This window comes from Pseudomonas sp. B21-035 (genome assembly GCF_024748945.1).
GTDB lineage: Bacteria > Pseudomonadota > Gammaproteobacteria > Pseudomonadales > Pseudomonadaceae > Aquipseudomonas.
In genome coordinates, this window is the sequence record NZ_CP087179.1 from 1,000,987 (window position 1) to 1,020,485 (window position 19,499).

Consider the following 19,499-nt stretch of genomic DNA (forward strand, 5'->3'; position numbering starts at 1 on the left):
CCTCATCGCAGGTCAAGCCGCTCCCACACCAAACCTGTAGGAGCGGGCTTGACCCGCGATGAGGCCCTCAAGGCTTAGTACACATCCCGCCGATACCGCCCCAGCTCGATCAACCGCTCAACCTCGACAGCCCCGAGCACCTCGTTAAGTACCTCATCAACGCCACTGGCCATGCCCTGCAAACTGCCGCAGATATAGATCGATGCACCCTGGTCGAGCCAGCGTCGCAGTTCTGTCGCCTGCTCGCGCAAGCGGTCCTGCACGTAGACCTTGTGGCTCTGATCGCGGGAAAAGGCCAGCTCCAGCCGGGCCAGATCGCCGCTGCGCTGCCAGCCTTGCAGTTCATCCCCACAGAGGAAGTCATAGGCCTGGTTGCGTTCACCGAACAGCAGCCAGTTGCTGCGCTCGCCGGCCACAATGCGGCCCTTGAGCAGGCTGCGCAGCCCGGCTAGCCCGGTTCCGTTGCCGATCAGGATCATCGGCGTGGCCGGCGCCGGCAGGTGGAAACCACTGTTGCGGCGCAGGCGCAGGCTGACACTGTTATCCACAGACAGATGCTCGGTCAGCCAGCCTGAACCCAGGCCGAGGCTGCCGTCAGGGTGGCGTTCCTGGCGTACGATCAGCTCCAGCACGCCGTCACTGGCGATCGAGGCAATCGAGTATTCCCGTGCTGCCAGCGGGATCAATGCATCGACCAATGCTTGCGCATGCAGGCCGACCAGGTGCTCACGACTCTTGGGCAACTGCCGGCTGGCCAGGGCTTGCAACAGGCTCTCTTGCAGGCCATCGACCTGCACGGGTGTTTCGCCATCAAGCCCCAGGCCCTTGAGAAACTGCTCAAGACTGTGGGCACTGTTACGCGGCAGGATCTCCACCAGGTCTCCAGCTTCCCACTGCGCAGGTTGCTCAGGCCTGAGGCCGAGCAGATACACCGCCGAACCCTGACTGCCCGGGTTCATCAGTTCGCGACTGATCAAGGTCCAGTTGGCAAATTCGGGTGCCTGCCAGGCCGCTGGTGGCGTGCTGCCAGTCAGTTGTGCGAGCTGTTGTTGCCAGTGTTGCAGGGCCGCAGGGTCAGCGCTGTCGACTTCAACCGGGGCGAAGGCGCTGGTGGCGCCGCGTTCGCCGAGCCAGGCCTGCAAGCGCCGGGCAAAGCCGCAGAAGTGCGGGTACTGGCGGTCGCCCAGGGCCAGCAGGGCATAGTTGAGGTTGCCCAGCGCCCAAGGCTGTCCAAGCACCTTGCGCTCGAAAGCGCGAGCGCTGTCGGGGGCTTCGCCGTCGCCGAAGGTACTGACGACGAACAGCGCTTGCCGAGCCTGGTTGAGGTCCCGTTCGGTCAGCTCAGCCAGGGGGCGGACCTGTACCGCGACGCCGGCAGCCTGCAGTTGCCCGGCGCTTTGCCAAGCCAGTTGCTCGGCAAAGCCGCTCTGGCTGGCAAAGCCCACCAGCCAGCCGTGGTCCTGCCCGTTCAACGGCGCGAAGTTACCTCGCGCGGCACGCACCTGGCGCTTTTTACGGCGGCGATCGAGGTACAACAGCCAGCCGGTGACGAAGAACAGCGGCATGGTCAGACTGGCGATGGTCACCACAATGCGCCCGGTCAGGCCAAAGTAGCTGCCCACGTGCAGGGCGTAGACGCTGGCCAGCAGTTGCGCCTTGAACGACTTGTCGGCATAGCGCTCGTTGCTCTTCACCTGGCCTGTGGCCGGGTCCAGGTTGAGGGTGTTGAGGGCGCGCTCGTGTTCGGCGCCTTCAAGCAGATAAAAGATCATCGCCGGTTGCCCGCCAGCTGGCGGCAGGCGCAGGTTGTAGCTGCTCATACCGGGGCCGGCGGCAGCTTGCAGGCTGGCCCAGACGGCGTCGTAGTCGACCACCAGCGGCTTGGCGTCTTTACCTGCGCCACCACCAGGACGTCCGCCGCGGCCTTCGCCGCGCTTGTGTTGCTGGCCAGCGGCCGGGCTGTCGGCGAGCAGCTTGTTCAGGCCTTCGCGGTACCACTCGTAGCTCCAGAACAGACCGGTGAGGGCAAACAGCAGGTAGAACAGCAGGCACCAGGTACCGGCCACGGCGTGCAGGTCCCAGTTGAAGGCGCGGCCTTTCTTGGCCCAGTCCAGGGTCAGCCAGGTCCGCCAATTCAGCGCCTTGCGCGGCCAGCGCAGATACAGGCCGGACAGGCAGAAGAAAATCAGCATCAAGGTACAGGCGCCGGTGATCTGCCGGCCGGTGTCGCCCATGGCCAGAAAACGGTGCAGTTGCAGCATCAGGTCGAAAAAGCCCTGGCCGGCGACGTCGCCCTGCAGCTTGCCGGTGTAAGGGTCGGCATAGCGCATCAAGCCCCGGCGTTCGCCCGGGGGAGGGGTGAAGAAGACCCGCGCCGCCTTGTCGTTGTCGGCCTGGACCCAGAGCATGGCGACCTTGTCACCCTGTTCGGCCTCGATCCTGCGCACCAGCTCGGGCATTGGCAGCACGCCTTCCTGGCGTACTTCGACGGTGAGCACATCAGGGTTGAACAGCTCCAGCAGCTCATCCTGGAACGACCAGATGGCACCGGTAATGCCCATCAGTGCCAGCACCAGGCCTGCGGTAATACCGAAGAACCAGTGCAGTTGAAACAGGGATTTCTTCACCACATCAATCACCTTGTCGTGTCGCAAATGCGAATGCGACGCACATTATGCCTTGATACACAAAAGCCCCGTTCACCTAAATGAACGGGGCTTGCCAGTCAGCTCACTCAGAAGTGGAAGCTGGTGGTCAGCAGGGCAGTTCGCCCGGCGGCCTGGTTGGCGTAGTGGGCAGCGTAGGCTTTGTCGTAGTACACCTCGTTGGTGAGGTTTTGTACGTTCAACTGCAGGTCGACGTTCTTGGTCAGCTTGTAGCTGGCCATAGCGTCGTAACGCCAGTAGGAATCGACCATCACGGTGTTGTTGACGTTGCCGAACACGTCATCGACGTAGAAGGCACCGCCGCCGACGGTCAGTTTCGGCGTGACGTTGTAGGTAGTCCACAAGGTCAGGCTGTTGTTCGGCGTGTTGGGCATCTGGTTGTCGTTGTTCGGGCTGTCGACAAACACGCCGCCGACGTTCTGCTTGCCCCCATCGATCAGCTTGGCATCCATGTAGGTGTAGCCGGCGAAGACCTGCCAGTCGTTGGTCAGCTTGCCGGTGGCGGTCAGTTCCAGACCGTCAACCCGGCTCTTGCCGACGTTCTCGTAAGTGTTGGTGCTGACCAGAACACGAGCGTTCTCTTTTTCGGTACGGAAGATTGCTGCGGTGAGGGCCAGGCGTTCGTCCAGCAGGTTCCACTTGGTGCCGATTTCGTAGTTGGTGGTTTCTTCCGGCTTCAGGTCACTGGTGGTGGTGGCGGTCAGCAATGGATTGCCGTCGCTGCCTTCACCGAGCGATGCACCGGCGGGGGTCGCCGAAGTCGCGTAGGAAATGTACACGCTACCATTCTCGGCCGGCTTCCAGGTCAGGCCCAGCTGGCCGGTGACGAACTCGCTGGTGTCTTCGGTCTTGAAGCTGGTTGCGCCGCTGGCGATTTTGGTTTTGGCCTTGGTATCGAAGTGGTCGTAACGCAGGCCCATGGTCAGCAACCAGGCCGGGTCCAGTTCCAGGGTGTCGGTCAGGTAGATGGCGCGGGTGTTGCTGGTGGTATCGGCGCCAGCCAGAGTGCGGCTAACGGTGCCATCCCAGGCTTCGTTCGGGTTCGGATCGGTGAACGAGGTGCAGACTCCGGAGATCTGTCCGGTGGCGCTGCTGCAGTTGCCCGAGGCAAAGCCGGTGACGTTGTAGCCGGTCTTGACCGAGGCTTCGCGGCTCAGTTCGATACCGGTCGAGAAGTTGTTCTTGAAGCCGCCGATGTAGACCTCGCCGAACAGGTCGGTCTGGTTGGTGGTGGTGCGGGTGTTGGCCACGCGGTTGTTCGGACGGCGCCAGACTTCACCGTTGAGGATGTTGCCCTTGCTGTCGTCCGGCTGGCTAAAGATGTAGTCCTGCAGGGTGTTGCCATGGCGCAGGGTGTTCTTGATCGTCAGCGCATCGCTCAGGTCGTGCTCGAGGGCGATGGTGGTGATGTCGGCGCGGCTCTTGTAGAAGTCGCGGCCGACCAGGCCATAGAAGTTGTCGCTGTCACCGCCATCGGTCGGTTTGTCCGGGTTGGCCGAAGTGCGGTTGGCGGAGCTGCCGGATTTCAGGCTGTAGGGGATGCCCGAGTCAGGCAGGTCATCGCTCTCCATGTGGTAGTAGTCCAGGCTCAGGCGGGTGTCGGTACCCAGGCCGAAGACCAGCGACGGTGCCACGCCCCAACGGTCGTAGTTGACCTCGTCGCGGCCGGCGACGTTGCTTTCGTGGCTCATCAGGTTAAGGCGGAACGCGGCGGTGTCGAGGAACTGATAGTTGCCATCGAAGGTGTAGCGTTTGGTCTGGTCCGATCCCCAGGTGAAGGCACCATCGGTGGAGTTGCCCAAGTGCGCGCGCTTGCTCACCAGGTTGATGGTGCCGCCTGCTGCGCCGCGGCCACCGATGGCCGAGTTGGGGCCCTTGGCCACTTCGACCGATTCGATGGCGAAGATTTCCCGGGTTTGCGAGCCGGTGTCGCGAACGCCATCCAGGTACATCGAGCTCTGCGAGTCGAAACCGCGAATGAACGGACGGTCGCCGGACGGGTTGCCACCTTCGCCGGCACCCATGGTGATGCCCGGCACGGTACGCAGGGCGTCCTGCAGGTTAAGGGCGTTGGTGTCCTTGATCACTTGCTGGGGGACCACCGTCACTGTGCGCGGAATATCTACCAGCGGCGCGGTGTACTTCTGCGAAGACGCGCGTTCGACCTTGTAGTCAGTGCTGGCGGTTTCGGCCTGGCCGGTGACGCTGGTGGCATCCAGGGCGATGGCACCGTCCTTGGCAGGCTCGGCATCGGCGGCAAATGCCAGGTGCCCGGCGGAGGTCGCGGTGAGCGCTACACCAATGGCGCAGGTGAGCAAGCGTGGTGAACTGACAGCGGTTGGCACGTAGTGACGCGGCATGGTGGTCCCCTTCCCCAGGTTTTTAGGCCGCGAAATATAATGTAAACAAATATGAGTAACAATTGAGAAGAATTGCTATTTGTGTGGAATTTACAATCTTTACAATTGGTGACTGGCGGTTTTTCCGTGCTGAAACGTCCCACCTGCCGAAAGGGCTTGTAGAGAGTCAATGGGAATCAATACCATTGACGTCTTTCACCTTCAGGTGCCCGCGCCATGCTGCTACATATTTCCGGCCTGTTTTCCACCGAGGAGGTCCAGCGTATTCGCCAGGCGCTGGAGCAGACTGAATGGGCCGATGGCAAGATTACCGCGGGCTACCAGTCGGCCAAGGCCAAGCACAACCTGCAGCTGCCCGAAGGCCATCCACTGGCCAAGGAAATCGGTACGGCGCTGATCGAACGCCTGTGGCAGCACCCGCAATTCATGTCGGCGGCTTTGCCGCACAAGGTGTTCCCGCCGCTGATCAACTGCTATCGCGAAGGCGGCAATTTTGGCTTTCATATCGACAACGCCCTGCGCCAGCCCCGTGGAAGCCACGAGCGGGTGCGCACCGATCTGTCCTCGACACTGTTTTTGAGCAATCCCGAGGACTACGACGGTGGTGAGCTGGTGATTCAGGATACTTTTGGCGTACAGCAGGTGAAGCTGGCGGCAGGGGACCTGGTGCTGTATCCGGGCACCAGCCTGCACAAGGTCAACCCGGTGACCCGCGGCGCGCGTTACGCGGCGTTCTTCTGGACCCAGAGCCTGGTGCGCGAAGACAGCCAGCGCGCGCTGCTGTACGAGATGGATAACGCCATCCAGCAACTGGGCGCCGACGTGCCGGATCACCCGGCGCTGATCCAGTTGACCGGCACCTACCACAACCTGTTGCGCCGCTGGGTCGAGGTCTGAGCCATGACCTTCGCCTTGCGCAATCGCCAGGAGCTGGACAGCGAACAGTTCGCCCAGATGCTCGAACACAGCCCGGCCAAGGCGGCCCAGGCACTGCTGGCTGCAGCCGGGCAGGACATTGTCGAGGCGCAGGTGCTGCTTGGGCAGATCCTTCTTGACGGTCGCGGCATCGAGCAAGACCCGGTTCTGGCCCGGCGCTGGTTCGCGATTGCCGCCAGCCGTGGCAGCGCTATGGCGCACAACATGCTCGGGCGCTGCCAGGAGCATGGCTGGGGAGGGCAGGCTGATGTGTCGGCTGCGGCCAGGGCCTATTGTCAGGCTGCTGAAATGGGGCTGGACTGGGGCCTGTACAACTACGCCAACTTGCTGGCTACTGGCCGTGGGGTGGCTCAGAACCATCCCTTGGCATTGCTCTGCTATCGACAGGCCGCACACCTGGGCCATGCCAAGTCGATGAACCTTTATGGGCGTTATCTGGAGCAGGGGCTGGCCTGTGAGCGGGACGTTGGCCAGGCGCAAGAATGGTATCGCCGCTCTGCCGAGGCAGGTGATTTTCGCGGGCAATTCAGCTATGCCACGGTGTTGGTCGAGAGCAATCAGCTTGATGCAGCATTAGCCTGGTTCGACACCGCGCTGCGAGGCGGCAATCTGAATTTCCTGCGCAGTAGCGTCTGCACCCTGCGGCAGGTTCAGGATGAGCGCTTGCTGCCTGTCCTGCAAGCCTATGAGCAACGGCTGACGTTCATGCAACTTCACCCTTAGCAAAGCCTTCGACGACTTTCCAGGGAATCAATGCAGCCTGCCCTGCTCACGACGGAACGCCCAAGCTCAATGTGCCTGCCCGATATTTTAAAGGACTTGAGAATGGTGGATCTTGTTGATAAATCGTTTATCGCTACCCTGTATTCAACCAAAGCCGGCCGTTCAGGACAGGTTGGCATCAGTGCACAACGTAGCGAGTTTGATTTTGCAGAAAGTGGCTGGCTACAGATAGTGGGGCATGGGCTGCGGGTACGGCCGATCGATTTTCGTTTTCAGTTCGTTGAAGATCAAGGTGACCGGATTCATTACGACATTACCTGCGCATCCAGGGTCGATGGTTACCTGGGGAAGAAGCTGGGCAGAAGTAGTGGGGGCTATCTCGGCTTGTACGGTAAAAACGAAATTACCTTCTTCTGGAAAGTTCAGCCGCACGCAGAGTGGTACGGTCAGCAAGAACGCCACTTCATCCTGCGTGACTATGAGGGTCACGAGATAAAGAGCTACGACAGGAATCGGGATGGCGACAGGTATTTGAATGCATATGAAGGTGCGCCATTGAGCTTCGCGGTCAGGATTAAGGAAGTCCTGTAGACCGTGCTCACGCATTGATAACCCCGATCACGCAGATGATGACCAGGGGAGCCCGGGGGCAATGATGCCCCCGGTTTTTTGTGTTACAGGTAGTAGGCTTTCAGCGGCGGGAAGCCGTTGAACTCCACCGCGCTGTAGCTGGTGGTGTAGGCGCCGGTCGACAGCCAGTACAGGCGGTCGCCGATGGCCAGGTTCAGCGGCAGGCCGTATTTGTAGTGCTCGTACATGATGTCGGCGCTGTCGCAGGTGGGGCCGGCGATCACTACTTCTTCCATCTCGCCTTTCTTCTCGGTCCAGATCGGGAACTTGATCGACTCGTCCATGGTTTCGATCAGGCCGGAGAACTTGCCGACATCGGTGTACACCCAGCGCTCGACGGCGGTACGCGATTTACGCGCCACCAGCACTACTTCACTGACCAGGATGCCGGCGTTGGCGATCAGCGAACGGCCTGGCTCGAGGATGATTTCTGGCAGGTCGTCACCGAAGTCTTCCTTGAGGAAGCGGATGATTTCCTCGGCGTAGGTTTCCAGGCTGTTGGTGCGGGTGATGTAGTTGGCCGGGAAGCCGCCACCCATGTTGATCAGCTTGAGCTCGATGCCGTCTTCTTCTTTCAGGCGCTCGAAGATCACCTTCACTTTGGCGATGGCTGCATCCCAGACGCTGATGTCGCGCTGTTGCGAGCCCACATGGAACGACACGCCGTAAGGCACCAGGCCCAGGTCGCGGGCGAGGATCAACAGGTCCATGGCCATGTCGGTCTGGCAGCCGAACTTGCGCGACAGTGGCCAGTCGGCGGTGGTCGAGCCTTCGGTGAGGATGCGTACGTAGACTTTCGAGCCCGGGGCGGCCTTGGCGATGTTGCGCAGGTCGGCTTCGGAGTCGGTGGCGTACAGGCGCACGCCCTTCTCGTAGAAGTAGCGGATGTCCTTGGACTTCTTGATGGTGTTGCCGTAGCTGATGCGATCGGCGCTGACACCGCGGCCCATCACTTTGTCCAGCTCGTAGATCGAGGCGATGTCGAAGCTCGAGCCTTTTTCCTTGAGCAGGTCGATGATCTCAACGGCCGGGTTGGCCTTGACCGCGTAGTAGACCTTGGCGAATTCGAAACCGGCGCGCAGGTCGTCGTAGGCCTGGCTGATCATCTGCGTGTCGATGAGCACGAACGGGGTTTCTTGCTTGTCGGCGAAGGCCTTCATTTTCTGGAAGGTATCGCGCGCGAAGTAGTCTTCGACCTGAATCGACATGCTTAGGGACTCCATGGGCAAACTGAAAAAATAAGTGGCTGCAACTGAACGTCCTCCGTATCCCCACTTTGGTTCGCCTACTTCCCAAGGCATGTCGCCGAAAGCAAAAAGGTCAACCGTGCGTGATGAAGCGAGCTACGGGTGACCTTGCTGTCTCGTCGTCAGTACTTGAGCCGGATGGATCGTTTCCAGCATGGACGTTCGGCGCGAACTTTAGGACCTGAGGGGCTCAAGATCAACAAAAAATGTCGCGTTTTTGCACACGTCCGTCGCCCCGGGTTGGCCAGCCACTTTCTAACCGACCCAGGTAAACAGTAGATGTTCAATTTGATGACAAAAGCGTTAAAAATACCGGTATACGCCGGGATCTATCGTAGAACACGCAAATGGATGCAATAGTCAAAGTTGGTGGCGAAAGTACGGGAAAAGGCGGTAAGTTTGGCGGGCAATGAGGTGACGGCGTAACCATGAATCGAAGGCTGGCCGTTCATATTTTTTTCCGCTCTGGCAGCCGATTATCTACACACATTTTCGTGATTTTTTTTCCGCTCGAACGCTTCGTCGGCAGTGGTGATCTTCGATTGCCGGCCTTAATAAGAAACATTACTATTCGCGCCATTCCTCATCGCCTGCGAAGAGCTGTGCATCGTGTCGCGACACAAAGGCTTTCTCGACCACTACCATGAGCTGATCGGCACCTGGACGCGCAAATTGCGCAGTCGTCAGCAGGCCGAGGACCTGGCGCATGATGCGTTTGTGCGGGTACTGGAAAATGACCAGGCGGGGGTCGAACAACCGCGCGCCTATTTGCACCAGACCGCACGCAACATTGCCGTGGACGGTTACCGCCGTGAAGACCGCCGCCAGGCCCTGGAGCAGGACGCGTTCGAGCCGGGCATCGACTCCAGCGGCGATCCTGAGGCCTACATGAATGCCGTGGAGCTGGCCGACAGCGTCGAACGGGCCTTGGCCGAACTGCCGCTCAACTGCCGGCGGGTGTTCATCTGGCAGAAGCTCGAAGGCCTGACCCAGGCCGAGATCGCCGAGCGCATGGGCTTGACCAAGAACATGGTCGAAAAGTATATGATCCGCACGCTCCGGCATCTGCGTGAGCACCTGGATGTGTCGACGAGATGAGTCAGGCGAATGTTTTCATGAATCAGCAGGCGTGCCCGTGCGGCAACGAGACCGTGCGCGAGCAGGCAGCCCAGTGGTTTGCCCGCAGCCGCGATGGCGCGCTGGCGCCGGCGCAACAGGGCGAGTTGCAGCGCTGGCTGGCCGAGCACTCGCAGCATCAAGCTGAATTCGATCTGCTGGGCACGCTCTGGGGCGCAGCCGGGCAGGTGCCGCGTGCGCGTCTCGAAGCGCTGTGCCAGGCCGATCCGGTCAGCCAGTTGCCGCGTCGACGCTTTATTCGCCAGGCGCTGGCGGCCGGCATCGCGACCCTGGCGCTGGGGTTGGGCTGGTTTGGCTGGCAGCAGCATCAACTTAATTACCAGGGCCAGCTGCAAACCGCCCTGGGCGAGCGGCGCCAACTCGACCTGCCGGATGGCTCACAGCTGGAGGTCAACGGTCGTACGCAACTGGTCGTGCAATTCAGCGCCGGTCAGCGGCATATCCAGTTGCGCCAGGGCGAGGTGATGTTCAGCGTCGCCCACGACAGCGCGCGGCCCTTTGTGGTCAGCACCGACAACGGCACGGTAACCGTGACCGGCACTCGTTTCGATGTGCGCCAGGACCCGGAGCAAACCCGTGTGGCGGTCGAAAACGGCTCGGTGCGGGTTGAAGGTCGCGATGCTTCCAAGGCTTTGCTGAGCGCAGGCCTGGGGGCGCATATCGATGCTCGCGGCCAGGTGGCGGCACCCTATGCGGTAGATACCGCAGCTGTGACCGCCTGGCGCAAGGGCAAGCTGGTGTTCAACGACGCGCCGCTCAGCGAGGTGGTCAAGGAAGTCTCGCGCTACCGCGAGCAGCCCCTGCGTGTCGCCCCCGGCAAAATTGCCGCGCTGCGCCTGAGCAGTACCTTCAACGCCGACGACACCGACGCCTTGCTGCGGGCGCTGCCGAGCATCCTGCCGGTGGCGATCAAGGCCCATGCCGACGGCTCCCGCGAAATAATCGCAAAATAAATTCAGGTTTTTTTCCAGTTGTTCGTCTTCCTGGCCAACTGCAACTGCCAAGCATTTCCATTTGCATGGCATTGACATTTATATGGACCCTCAGGACCTCTCGACGACGTGAACAACAACAACGTTTCCCCGCGTTCTTCCCGCTGGTTGCCCCTGGCCCTGGCACTGGCTGTCAGTGGCGGTATCGCCAGCACTTATGCCGCCCCGGCACCAGCCAGCATCCAGATCCAGGCCCAACCGCTGGCTTCGGCCTTGAGCCAACTGGGCCAGCAGACGTCGCTGCAACTGTTCTTCAGCCCCGAGCTGGTGGCCGGCAAGCAGGCACCAGCGGTCTCCGGCAACCTGCAACCGGAAGAGGCGCTGCGGGCGTTGCTTGAGGGCAGCGGCCTGACTTATGAAATTTCTCAGGGCACCGTGGTCCTGCACCCGGCGCAAAGCGCCGGCACCCTGACCACCGGCAGCCTCGAGCTGGCACCCACCGACGTCAAAGTCGTCGGTGACTGGCTGGGCAGCGCCGAAGAAACCGTGGTCCACAACCATCCCGGTGCGCGTACCGTGGTGCGCCGCGAGGCGATGATCGAGCAGGGCGCCTTGAACGTACGCGATGTGCTGCGCGGCGTGCCGGGTGTGCAGGTGCAGGACTCCAACGGTACCGGCGGCAGCGACATCGCCCTGAACGTTGGTGTGCGCGGCCTGACCTCACGACTGTCGCCACGCTCCACGGTATTGATCGATGGCATCCCGGCAGCCTTTGCGCCTTACGGCCAGCCACAACTGTCAATGGCGCCGATCTCGTCCGGCAACCTCGACAGCATCGACGTGGTGCGCGGTGCTGGGTCCGTGCGCTACGGCCCGCAGAACGTCGGCGGGGTGATCAACTTCGTCACCCGGGCCATTCCCGAGAAAGCCACCGGCGAGCTGTCGACGACGATGGAAACCTCCCGCCATGGCGGCTGGAAGCACATCGAATCGGCCTTCCTCGGCGGCACTGCCGACAATGGCCTGGGTGCGGCGCTGCTGTACTCCGGGGTCAACGGCAACGGTTATCGCAGCAGCAACAACGACAACGATATCGATGACGTGTTGCTCAAGACCCATTGGGCGGTGACCGACAGTGACGAATTCTGGCTCAACTTTCATTACTACGACGCCAAGGCCGACATGCCCGGCGGCCTGACCCAGGCCCAGTTCGACGATGATCCGTACCAGTCCGACCGCGACTACGACACCTTCAGCGGCCGGCGCAAGGACGTGTCGTTCAAGTACCTGCGCCAGATCGACGACGTCACCCAGTTCGAAGTGCAGACCTACTACACCGACAGCTTCCGCGGCAGCAGCATCGCTGCCCGTGACCAGAAGACCCTGTCGTCGTACCCGCGCAGCTACCACACCTTCGCCATCGAGCCGCGGCTGTCGCGGATCTTCTTCGCAGGCCCGACCACTCAGGAAGTCAGCGTTGGTTACCGCTACCTGAAAGAAGCGATGCACGAACAGTCGACCCGCCTGGCGCTGATCAACAATGTCCCGACCGTGACCCCGGGCTCCGACGGCCATGTCTTCCAGGACCGCACCGGTGGCACTGAAGCCAGCGCCTACTACATCGATGACAAGATCGATGTCGGCAACTGGACCATCACCCCGGGGATCCGTTTCGAGCACATCAACACCGACTGGCATGAGCGCCCGGTGCGTGGTACCAACGGCGTGCCGGTGCAGGAAAAGAACCGCAGCGTGACCAGCAACGAGCCGCTACCGGCGCTGAGCGTGATGTATCACCTGTCGGATGAATGGAAGCTGTTCGCCAACTACGAGACCTCGTTCGGCAGCCTGCAGTACTTCCAGCTCGGCCAGGGTGGCAGTGGCGACCAGACCGCCAACGGCCTGCAGGCCGAGAAAGCCAAGACCTATGAAGTCGGCACCCGCTACAACAACGGTACCTGGGGTGGTGAGCTGACCGCGTTCTACATCGACTTCGATGACGAGTTGCAGTACATCAGCAACGACATCGGCTGGACCAACCTAGGCGCCACCAAGCACCAGGGTATCGAAGCCTCCATGCACTACGACCTGTCGGGGCTCGACCCGCGTCTGCAGGGCCTGAGTGCCAATGCCGGGTTCACCTATACCCGGGCCACCTATGAAGGCGAGATCCCTGGCTTCAAGGGCCGTGACCTGCCGTTTTATTCGCGGCAAATCGTCAATGCCGGGCTGCGCTATGAGATCAATCGCTGGACCTGGAACCTCGATGCCTACGCTCAATCGAAACAACGCGCACCGGGCACCGGCATGAATGCCGACGGCAGCTTCAACGGCAACTACATCACCGAACCGAGTGCCGATGGCCAGTACGGCGACATTCCTGGTTACGTGACCTGGGCGGCGCGCGGTGGTTATGATTTCGGCAAGGAGCTGTCGAACCTCAAGCTCGCGGCCGGGGTGAAGAACATCTTCGACAAGCAGTACTACACCCGCTCCAGCGACAACAACTCGGGGATCTACCTGGGCGAGCCGCGCACCTTCTATGTGCAGGCCAGTGTAGGTTTCTGAGTCCTGATCCCGGGGCAAGTCGGGTCGCGCGATGCTTTTCAGCGTTACGCGACCGCTTCAGCCGGCGACACAATGCTGGTCTTGCCCCCCCGCGACCGCCCCGAACTCAGGTAAGCGGCGATCGATTCCTGGGTCACTTCGCCGAGGAACACCTGCTCGGCGTCCAGCACCGGCAACCATGAGCGATTGAACTCGTACATCCGTGACAGCAGGATGCGCAGGTGCTCATCGTGCGAGGCGGTGGCGTTGAAGGTGCGCAGAAAATCAACGCAGCTGCCTTGCTGGCGATGCAGGTCGCGACGACGCACGTAACCCATGGCCTTGTTCTGCCCATCGGTGACCACCACGTAGCGGCGATCATGTTCGTCCATCAGCTCCAGGGCGTCGGCCACTGGCGTTTCCGGGCTGACCGACGGCGCGTTGTCGGCGGCGTCTTCGGCACGCACCAGCAACAGGCGCTTGAGGGTGCTGTCCTGGCCAACGAAGTTGCTGACGAAGTCGTCGGCAGGGTGCGCCAGCAGGGTGTCCGGGTGGTCGATCTGGATCAGCTTGCCGGCGCGGAAGATCGCAATCTTGTCACCCAGCTTGATCGCCTCGTCGATGTCGTGGCTGACCATGATCACGGTCTTGTTCAGCGCCCGCTGCATCTCGAAGAACTCGTTCTGGATCATCTCGCGGTTGATCGGGTCGACCGCACCGAACGGCTCGTCCATCAGCAGCAAGGGCGCTTCGGCGGCCAGGGCGCGGATCACGCCGATACGCTGTTGCTGGCCACCGGACAACTCACGCGGGTAGCGTTGCAGGTATTGCTTGGGCTCGAGCTTGATCATGCTCATCAACTCGCGGGCGCGCTCGTGGCATTTTTGCTTGTCCCAGCCGAGCAGGCGCGGGACCACGGTGATGTTCTCCTCGATGGTCATGTTGGGGAACAGACCGATCTGCTGGATCACGTAGCCGATGCGCCGGCGCAGGGTCACTTCATCAAGGCCGGTGGTGTCTTCGCCGTTGATCAGCACCTTGCCCGAGGTCGGCGCAATCAAGCGGTTGATCATTTTCAGCGTGGTGCTCTTGCCGCAACCGGAGGGGCCGAGGAACACGCAGATCTCGCCTTCGTTGACGGTCAGGCTGACCGAGTCGACGGCTTTGACGTCTTTGCCGTTGGCGTGGAAGGTCTTGCTGAGGTTCTGAAGTTCGATCATGGGCGCAGTCCTTTTGGAGTCAGGGAGCGTTGCAGGGCTTGCAGCAGCAGGTCGGCGAAGATGGCCAGGAGGCTCACCAGCACGGCGCCGACCAGCAGCATCGACATGTCGCTGCGGCTGATGGAGGTGAGGATGAGCACGCCCAGGCCACCGGCGCCGATGGTCGCGGCGATGGTCATGACGCCGATGTTCATCACCACGGCGGTGCGCACGCCGGCAAGGATTACCGGTACGGCGATGGGCAGCTCGACCATGCGCAGGCGCTGGCCGAAGGTCATGCCGATGCCGCGGGCGGCTTCACGAATACCCGGTTCGACATTGGTCAGGGCCAGGTAGGTGTTGCGCAGGATCGGCAACAGCGAATAGAGGAACACCGCGGTGATCGCCGGCAGCGGCCCCAGGCCCTGGCCGAACTTGGAATAGAACGGCAGCAACAGGCCGAACAGGGCGATCGATGGGATGGTCAGCAGCACCGTGGCGCTGGCCTGCAGGGGGCCGGCGAGGGCCGGGAAGCGGGTCATGAGGATGCCCAGCGGTACGCCGAAGACAATCGCCAGGCTGACGGCGATGCCGACCAGGGTGATGTGCTGCCAGGTCAGGTGCAGTACCTGGGCCCAGTCGAGGTGGGTAAAGGTATCGAGCATGTTATGGCTGCTCCTGTGCAGGTGGATGCTGGCGCAGGTACTCGGCGGCGACTTTGCCCGGGCTCTGGTGTTCGACATCGACCTTGGCGTTGAGCTGGCGCATGGTCTCGTCGTCGAGCTGCTCGGCCAGCGGTTTGAGCAGGCTGGCCAGTTGCGGGTTGGCGTCGAGCACGGCCTTGCGCACTACCGGGGCTGCGGTGTAGTCGGGGAAGTAGTGCTTGTCGTCTTCCAGCAGCTTGAGGTCGAAGGCGCTCAGGCGCCCGTCGGTGGTGTACACCAGGCCACTGAACACCTGGCCGTTGCGCAGCGCGGTGTAGACCAGGCCGGCGTCCATCTGGCGGATGTCGCGGCGGGTCAGTTGCAGGTCGTAGGTTTCGGTCAGGCCCACCAGGCCGTCGGGGCGGTTGGCGAACTCGGTGTCCAGGGCCACCACGTGGGTGCGGTCCTTCTCGTCGCGCAGCACCTGGTTCAGCTCACTGATGCTGTTGACCTGCGGGTACTGGTCGGCAACCTTGCGCGGCAGCGCCAGGGCGTAGGTGTTGCTGAACTTCGACGGTGTCAGCCAGATCAGGTCTTTTTGCGCATCCAGCTCCTTGACCCTGGCGTAGGTGGCCGCTGCGCTGGGCATGCGTTCGTCGATATGGTTGTAGGACACCAGCGAGACGCCGGTGTATTCCCAGACCATGTCCAGCTGCCCGGTTTCGTGGGCGCTGCGGGCCAGGTTGCTGCCCAGGCCGCCGGTGATGCGCACGTCAAAACCATGCTGGTTGAGGTACTGGGCGGTGATTTCAGCCAGTACCGTCTGCTCGGTGAAGACCCGCGCACCGAGGCGGATCACAGGTTTGTTCGCGGCCTGGGCAAATCCTGCGAACAGCAGGGCCGCGCCCAACAACAAGGCGATTCTTTTCATGACAGTTCCTTCGCTTAGTGGGCCAGGCCGCGTTCAAGCCAACGGCGGCTGGACTGCGCCACCAGGGCGTCGAGCAGCAGGGCGAGCAGGGCGGTGCAGGCAGCGCCAAGCAGCAGTTGCGGCTGATTGTTCAGGGCAATGCCGGGAAAAATCAGGCTGCCCAGGCTGTTGGCGCCGATCAGGAACGACAGCGGTGCGGTACCGACGTTGATCGCCAGGGCCACCCGCACACCGCCGACGATGATCGGCACGGCGTTGGGCAACTCGACACGCCAGAGGGTCTGGCCCGGGGTCATGCCGATGCCGGTGGCGGCTTCCTTGAGCGAGGCGGGTACGTTTTTCAGGCCTTCGTAAGTGTTGCGCACGATTGGCAGGAGGGAAGCGAGGAACAGCGCGAAGATCGCGGGACCGGCGCCAATGCCCAGGAAACTCAGGGCAATGGCCAGAACGGCCAGAGGGGGAATGGTGTTACCAATGTTGAAAAACTGCATGAAGCGTTCGGCGCGGTCGACCCGGTGCGGTCGACTCAAGGCAATCCCGGCGGGTATGCCCACGGCTAACGCCGCCACCATCGACAGCAACACCAGCATCAGGTGCGCTTGCAGGTAGAACCACAGATCGGCGCGGTAGTGCGCGATCGTATCGATGCCGATCCAGTGGATCAGCAGGGCCAGGATGACGAGCACGAAGGCACATCCCATCAGCCCCTTGCCATAGCTTTTAGCCACAGGCGGACTCCTTTTGTTGTCGGCGAACACACTCCCGTGGCGGCCACCATTCCAGGCGGCAGGCAGTGTGATCGCGATAAGCAGCGCGTTGTCCGGAAACGGAGCGGAACACGCCATAAGCGAAGCCTCGTCAGGCTCGTAGTGCCGGTGAAACCAACCCTGACGAACGGTCATGACCGATTGCGTATCAGGGCAGTGGACGCCTCCACAGCCGTAAAGGTTCCCATCTGAAGCGGCATTTGGCCAGCGTTAATCCCTGAGACGCGAGGCGCTTCGCACCAGAAAACCGGTCATTTCCTCCCTGGCACCAGTGATACGTCTGCTATCCAGCCGTCTGTCATGAAGCTCAGCATTGCAGTGGAAAAGTTCATGATAGTCGCTTGAGGGAATATTCCTCTGGAGGTATTTTATTGCCATGGTCAATTGGGTTCTGTGCTGAGTTTCTTGCTGATTTCGAGGGTCTGCATGAAAAGGTTCAGGACGAATTGCTCGGCCAGCTTAGGTTGCTGGAAAGCTGTGGACCAGCCCTTGGGCGTCCGCGAGTGGATACATTGAACGGATCTCGACACCCCAATATGAAGGAGTTGCGGTTTGAAGCTATGAATGGCGTCTGGCGGGTGGCTTTTGCATTCGATCCCAAGCGTCGCGCCGTTATCCTGGTTGCGGGTGACAAGGCTGGAGTCAGCCAGAAACGGTTTTATCGAAATTTGATTCGGCGCGCCGATGAGCGCTTCGACAGGTATCTGTCAGGAGGTGAGGAGCATGTCCAAAACACTTGATGATGTCATCAACAGCCTTGCGCCCGAACGAAGGGCGCGTGTCGAACAACGCGGGCGTGAGTTGATCCGCGAGGAAATGACCCTGCAGGCGTTGCGCAAACAGCTGGAGTTGACTCAGGAAGGAATGTCCAAGCGGCTGGAGGTAGGTCAGGCGAATATTTCCAAGATTGAAAAACGTAGCGATATGTTGATCTCGACTCTGCGTAGCTATGTCGAGGCAATGGGTGGAACACTCGAGCTGGTTGCACACATGCCAGACCGCGGGCCTGTCACTCTTGAGGGCTTCACTGAAAATTTGCCTGGACACAAGTAGCCTACACTTCGTTTCGCGCGACAGGCGGAGGCCTCAGGCTTTGGTCCCCGTTCGACTTCGGGTATGATACTGGCCCTTTTTGAATCACCTGCCAGGCGATTTCCCATGACCAACCAGGCCGCCGAAGTCGCGAAACGCCGCACCTTCGCCATTATTTCCCACCCCGATGCGGGTAAGACCACCATCACCGAGAAGCTGTTGCTGATGGGCAAGGCGATTGCCGTTGCCGGTACGGTGAAATCGCGAAAGTCCGACCGCCATGCCACCTCCGACTGGATGGAAATGGAGAAGCAGCGTGGTATCTCCATCACCACCTCGGTGATGCAGTTCCCCTATCGCGAGCACATGATCAACCTGCTCGACACCCCGGGCCACGAAGACTTCTCGGAAGATACCTACCGCACCCTGACCGCCGTCGACTCGGCGCTGATGGTGCTCGACGGCGGTAAGGGCGTCGAGCCGCGGACCATCGCCCTGATGGACGTCTGCCGGCTGCGCGACACGCCGATCGTCAGCTTCATCAACAAACTCGACCGTGACATCCGCGACCCGATCGAACTGCTCGACGAAATCGAAGCGGTATTGAAGATCAAGGCGGCGCCGATCACCTGGCCGATCGGTTGCTACCGCGACTTCAAGGGCGTGTATCACCTGGCCGGCGACTACATCATTGTCTACACCCCGGGCCATGGCCACGAGCGCACCGAGGTGAAGATCATCGAGAAGCTCGACTCCGATGAAGCCCGTACCCACCTGGGCGACGAATACGAGCGCTTCCTCGAGCAGCTGGAGCTGGTACAGGGCGCCTGCCACGAATTCGACCAGGACGAGTTCATGCGCGGCGAGCTGACCCCTGTGTTCTTCGGTACCGCGCTGGGCAACTTCGGTGTCGACCATGTGCTCGATGCCGTCGTCGACTGGGCGCCACGCCCGCTGCCGCGCGAGGCCAACGAGCGCGCTGTCGAGCCGACCGAAGAGAAGTTCAGCGGTTTCGTGTTCAAGATCCAGGCGAACATGGACCCCAAGCACCGCGACCGTATCGCCTTCATGCGTATCTGCTCCGGCCGTTACGAAAAAGGCATGAAGATGCGCCATGTGCGCACCGGCAAGGACCTGCGTATCGGCGATGCGCTGACCTTCTTCTCCTCCGAGCGTGAGCAACTGGAAGAGGCCTGGGCCGGCGACATCATTGGCTTGCACAACCACGGCACGATCCAGATCGGTGACACCTTCACCGAAGGCGAGGCCCTGGGCTTCACCGGTATTCCGCACTTCGCCCCGGAGCTGTTCCGCCGCGTGCGCCTGAAAGACCCGCTCAAGTCCAAGCAACTGCGCCAGGGCCTGCAGCAGCTGGCCGAAGAAGGCGCGACCCAGGTGTTCTTCCCCGAGCGCAGCAACGACATCATCCTCGGCGCCGTCGGTGTGCTGCAGTTCGATGTGGTCGCCAGCCGCCTGAAGGAAGAGTACAAGGTCGAGTGTGCCTACGAGCCGATCACCGTCTGGTCGGCGCGCTGGATCAGCTGCGAGGACAAGAAGAAGCTTGAGGAATTCAAGAACAAGGCCGTGGAGAACCTGGCCATCGACGGCGGTGGTCACCTGACCTACCTGGCCCCGACCCGGGTCAACCTGGCGCTGATGGAAGAGCGCTGGCCGGATGTGAAGTTCCGCGCTACCCGCGAGCATCATTGATTGCCCGACCCCGCCGCTTCTGGGTGGCGGGGTCGCCT

16 protein-coding genes are annotated in these 19,499 nt (G+C 61.4%); 9 read left to right on the forward strand and 7 right to left on the reverse strand.

The genetic code is table 11. The features are described from left to right. Positions 1-74: 74 nt before the first annotated feature. Entirely contained in the window at positions 75-2,630 is a 2,556-nt protein-coding gene (locus tag LOY22_RS04550; RefSeq protein WP_258596529.1) for a sulfite reductase flavoprotein subunit alpha, read from the reverse strand. Positions 2,631-2,734: 104 nt separating this feature from the next. Beyond that, positions 2,735-5,026: a TonB-dependent siderophore receptor gene (locus LOY22_RS04555; protein ID WP_045196234.1), complete on the reverse strand. Its 2,292-nt coding sequence runs from the start codon at positions 5,024-5,026 to the stop codon at positions 2,735-2,737. Between the two features lie 216 nt (positions 5,027-5,242). Between LOY22_RS04555 and LOY22_RS04560 the strand changes: the two genes are divergently transcribed. The 3 genes from LOY22_RS04560 to LOY22_RS04570 are packed head-to-tail and all read left to right on the forward strand — an operon-like array spanning position 5,243 to position 7,276. After that, complete coding sequence (locus LOY22_RS04560; RefSeq protein ID WP_195885710.1) at positions 5,243-5,923, forward strand: Fe2+-dependent dioxygenase; 681 nt, start codon at positions 5,243-5,245, stop codon at positions 5,921-5,923. 3 nt (positions 5,924-5,926) lie between these two features. Beyond that, positions 5,927-6,685 carry a tetratricopeptide repeat protein gene (locus LOY22_RS04565; RefSeq protein ID WP_258596532.1) on the forward strand — a complete coding sequence of 253 codons (759 nt, stop codon included), beginning with the start codon at positions 5,927-5,929 and terminating at the stop codon, positions 6,683-6,685. Between the two features lie 30 nt (positions 6,686-6,715). Then, positions 6,716-7,276 carry a hypothetical protein gene (locus LOY22_RS04570; RefSeq protein WP_258596534.1) on the forward strand — a complete coding sequence of 187 codons (561 nt, stop codon included), beginning with the start codon at positions 6,716-6,718 and terminating at the stop codon, positions 7,274-7,276. Between the two features lie 83 nt (positions 7,277-7,359). On the opposite strand, the gene LOY22_RS04575 is transcribed toward LOY22_RS04570, so the two are convergent. Further along, positions 7,360-8,523 (reverse strand): type III PLP-dependent enzyme, encoded by a 1,164-nt coding sequence (locus LOY22_RS04575; RefSeq protein WP_036993923.1) that lies wholly within the window; start codon positions 8,521-8,523, stop codon positions 7,360-7,362. A 648-nt stretch (positions 8,524-9,171) separates the two neighbouring features. Between LOY22_RS04575 and LOY22_RS04580 the strand changes: the two genes are divergently transcribed. The 3 genes from LOY22_RS04580 to LOY22_RS04590 all read left to right on the forward strand — a co-directional run bounded on the left by LOY22_RS04580 (position 9,172) and on the right by LOY22_RS04590 (position 13,199). Further along, positions 9,172-9,660 carry an RNA polymerase sigma factor gene (locus LOY22_RS04580; RefSeq protein WP_258596536.1) on the forward strand — a complete coding sequence of 163 codons (489 nt, stop codon included), beginning with the start codon at positions 9,172-9,174 and terminating at the stop codon, positions 9,658-9,660. 17 nt (positions 9,661-9,677) lie between these two features. Next, entirely contained in the window at positions 9,678-10,652 is a 975-nt protein-coding gene (locus LOY22_RS04585; RefSeq protein WP_258596538.1) for a FecR family protein, read from the forward strand. Positions 10,653-10,760: 108 nt separating this feature from the next. Then, positions 10,761-13,199, forward strand: a complete 2,439-nt coding sequence (locus tag LOY22_RS04590) for a TonB-dependent receptor (protein WP_045196248.1) — start codon at positions 10,761-10,763, stop codon at positions 13,197-13,199. Between the two features lie 44 nt (positions 13,200-13,243). On the opposite strand, the gene LOY22_RS04595 is transcribed toward LOY22_RS04590, so the two are convergent. Genes LOY22_RS04595 through LOY22_RS04610 form a run of 4 tightly spaced genes read right to left on the reverse strand, consistent with a single transcriptional unit; the run spans position 13,244 to position 16,680 of the window. Then, entirely contained in the window at positions 13,244-14,398 is a 1,155-nt protein-coding gene (locus tag LOY22_RS04595) for a betaine/proline/choline family ABC transporter ATP-binding protein (RefSeq protein ID WP_195885715.1), read from the reverse strand. Further along, positions 14,395-15,042, reverse strand: coding sequence for an ABC transporter permease (locus LOY22_RS04600; RefSeq protein ID WP_045196252.1), 648 nt, complete (start codon positions 15,040-15,042; stop codon positions 14,395-14,397). Before LOY22_RS04600 ends, LOY22_RS04595 begins: the two co-directional genes overlap by 4 nt. Position 15,043: 1 nt before the next feature. Further along, positions 15,044-15,952: a glycine betaine ABC transporter substrate-binding protein gene (locus LOY22_RS04605; RefSeq protein WP_045196254.1), complete on the reverse strand. Its 909-nt coding sequence runs from the start codon at positions 15,950-15,952 to the stop codon at positions 15,044-15,046. 14 nt (positions 15,953-15,966) lie between these two features. Beyond that, positions 15,967-16,680, reverse strand: a complete 714-nt coding sequence (locus LOY22_RS04610) for an ABC transporter permease (RefSeq protein WP_045196256.1) — start codon at positions 16,678-16,680, stop codon at positions 15,967-15,969. Between the two features lie 380 nt (positions 16,681-17,060). Between LOY22_RS04610 and LOY22_RS04615 the strand changes: the two genes are divergently transcribed. From LOY22_RS04615 to LOY22_RS04625, 3 genes are all read left to right on the forward strand, one after another. After that, positions 17,061-17,459 (forward strand): type II toxin-antitoxin system RelE/ParE family toxin, encoded by a 399-nt coding sequence (locus tag LOY22_RS04615; RefSeq protein ID WP_256326784.1) that lies wholly within the window; start codon positions 17,061-17,063, stop codon positions 17,457-17,459. Next, positions 17,443-17,772 carry an XRE family transcriptional regulator gene (locus LOY22_RS04620; RefSeq protein ID WP_093388115.1) on the forward strand — a complete coding sequence of 110 codons (330 nt, stop codon included), beginning with the start codon at positions 17,443-17,445 and terminating at the stop codon, positions 17,770-17,772. Before LOY22_RS04615 ends, LOY22_RS04620 begins: the two co-directional genes overlap by 17 nt. Positions 17,773-17,877: 105 nt before the next feature. Further along, entirely contained in the window at positions 17,878-19,461 is a 1,584-nt protein-coding gene (locus LOY22_RS04625) for a peptide chain release factor 3 (RefSeq protein ID WP_093388118.1), read from the forward strand. Positions 19,462-19,499 lie beyond the last annotated feature (38 nt).